Genomic DNA, 1,806 nt, shown 5'->3' on the forward strand with positions numbered 1-1,806 from the left:
GCCTTGTGTTCCTTGGGTGCCTTGGGTGCCGGGGGTGCCTTGTGCTCCGTCGGATCCTTGGGGGCCGGTGGTGCCTTGGGTGCCTGTTGCTCCTTGGAATCCCTGCGTCCCCTGGGTGCCCACCGCGCCCTGTGCTCCGTCGGATCCCTGAACACCCGTCGGGCCCTGGGCGCCTTCGGCTCCTTGGAATCCCTGTGTGCCCGGTGCGCCCACCGCGCCCTGTGCTCCGTCGGATCCCTGAACACCCGTCGGGCCCTGAGCACCTTCGACCCCCTGGGCGCCCTGGGTCCCCTCGGAACCCGGCGCTCCTTGCACCCCGTTGGATCCTTGGGGGCCGGTGGCGCCTTGGGTGCCTGTTGCTCCTTGGAATCCCTGCGTCCCCTGGGTGCCCACAACGCCCTGAGCCCCGGTCGGCCCCGCCGCACCGGCAGTGCCCTGGAACCCCTGGGTGCCCTGCTCGCCCGTGTCGCCCTGGACTCCGGTGGCTCCTTGCGGACCCGCCTCTCCCTGGACTCCCTGCGGCCCCACCGCGCCAGGGTCTCCCTGGGCGCCGGTCGCGCCCTGCGGACCACCGGCGGGCCCCTGAGCACCGTCCGCCCCCTGCGGCCCTTGCGGACCCCCGGAAGGGCCCTGCGGCCCCGCCTCGCCCTGCGGCCCCGCGACGCCCTGAGTACCCGCAGTCCCTTGGAAGCCCTGCGGACCGGCCTCACCCGTGGTGCCCTGAGCACCGCCGGATCCCTGAGGGCCGGTGATTCCCTGTGAACCCTGCGCCCCCTGCACACCGGTGGAGCCCTGGGTGCCGGCGTTCCCCTGGGCACCCGTCGCCCCCTGGACGCCTTGCAGACCCTGCTCTCCGTCGGAGCCCTGTACGCCATCCGTACCCTGCGGACCGGGATCCCCTCCGTTCCCCATCACTCCCTGGGAACCCTGCGTGCCCTGTTCCCCATCGGATCCCTGTGCTCCCACGGCCCCCTGCGGACCGAGTGTTCCCTCGCCTCCGGTCGCCCCCTGGGCGCCCTGCGGCCCCTGTTCACCGTCGGTTCCCTGGGCGCCGTCCGCACCCTGTGGGCCTGCGAGGCCCTGGGCTCCGAACGCTCCCTGGACTCCCTGCAGCCCTTGCTCTCCGTCGGAGCCTTGGGCTCCTGGGGAGCCTTGTGGACCGGAGATCCCTTCGTTGCCGGTTGCGCCCTGGGTGCCTTGGGGGCCTTGTTCTCCTGCGGTTCCCTGGGCGCCGTTGGGGCCTTGCGCGCCTGTGAGTCCCTGTGGGCCGTCGGTTCCCTGGATTCCTTGCAGGCCCTGTTCTCCGTCGGAGCCTTGGGCTCCTGGGGAGCCTTGTGGGCCGGAGACTCCTTCGTTGCCGGTTGCGCCCTGGGTGCCTTGGGGGCCTTGTTCTCCTGCGGTTCCCTGGGCGCCGTTGGGGCCTTGTGCGCCTGTGAGTCCCTGTGGGCCGTCGGTTCCCTGGATTCCTTGCAGGCCCTGTTCACCGTCGTCACCCTTGGCCCCCACGCTTCCCTGCGGGCCGGAGACCCCTTCGCTGCCGGTTGCGCCCTGGGTGCCTTGCGGGCCCGGCTCACCCGCCGTCCCCTGGGCGCCGTTGGAGCCCTGTGCACCTTCGGCCCCCTGCGCACCCGTGGAGCCCTGCGGGCCGGCGGAACCCTGCGGACCCTCCGCTCCGAGAGGCCCCTGTGAGCCCGCGGAGCCCTGCGGCCCCGACGAACCCTGGACGCCCTGCGAGCCCTGCTCTCCCGCCACGCCCTGGGTGCCGTCGGCGCCCTGTGCGCCGGTCGAGCCCTGTGCACCGGCCGC

Annotated in this window: 1 protein-coding gene; it reads left to right on the forward strand. The window is 73.3% G+C overall.

All coding sequences use genetic code 11. The features are described 5' to 3' along the window. The first annotated feature begins 363 nt into the window (after window positions 1-363). On the forward strand, window positions 364-762 hold the full coding sequence (locus tag AB0J10_RS28990) for a hypothetical protein (protein ID WP_363065576.1): 399 nt from the start codon (window positions 364-366) through the stop codon (window positions 760-762). The last annotated feature ends 1,044 nt before the right edge of the window (window positions 763-1,806 follow it).

The organism is Streptomyces sp. NPDC049887, from assembly GCF_040656535.1.
GTDB lineage: Bacteria > Actinomycetota > Actinomycetes > Streptomycetales > Streptomycetaceae > Streptomyces.